Source organism: Halorubrum sp. Atlit-8R (genome assembly GCF_003666025.1).
GTDB lineage: Archaea > Halobacteriota > Halobacteria > Halobacteriales > Haloferacaceae > Halorubrum > Halorubrum salinarum.
Genome location: NZ_QPLV01000019.1, coordinates 1 through 642, shown reverse-complemented (window position 1 = coordinate 642; position 642 = coordinate 1). Strand labels below are relative to the sequence as shown.

1 protein-coding gene is annotated in these 642 nt (G+C 60.7%); it reads right to left on the bottom strand.

All coding sequences use genetic code 11. The features are described 5' to 3' along the window. Positions 1-642, bottom strand: a 642-nt coding sequence (locus DVK05_RS16365) for a M28 family metallopeptidase (protein ID WP_121564943.1), incomplete at both ends; no start/stop codon positions are given.

Sequence of the window (642 nt, the reverse complement as noted above, 5' to 3'; positions counted from 1 at the left end):
GTTCCGAACAGATCGGCTCGAGATCGAACTCACTCACGTCGTCGTAGTCCGCTACGACGGACCGGACGTGATCGATTGTCGCCAGCGGGTCAGCCGGGAGATCGACACGACTTAATCTGGCGGTGGCAAGCGTGTAAACTTCAGTATCACGCTCGAGTACCGTCGGATCGGCTTTGTCGATGGTGTCGGTCGTTACATGCCACGCATCGGCGTGGCCGCCAGATCCACCAACTGGGTGATAGCCCCGTTCATCGCGGACGGATTTCGGGATGCTCGACTGGAGCGACATCCCTGGGATTCCGAGGTTGTTGAACGAGTAATCCCCCGCCCGTGGCGGGCGGCGTTTAACCGTCTCCTTGCCACTCACATCCTCGATACTGCTGGCTGCGATGTCGTGGACGCCGGCCATCCACTTGACGCGCTCGTCGTACTCCGTTGCGTCGGCAACACCGGGGGAATCGATATTGACATGAGCGACACAGTGTTCTGTGAGCTCCTGTGCGAACTCGTCAGTAAACCACGTCGACCCAGCGTAGCGACCTGTCGAGTGGCCTGGCCACCACGCCACCCACACGTCACGCCGGAGGTAGTCTCGATGGTCGTCGAGAACCCGGGCTAACTCGAGCAGCGTCGCATCTCCCG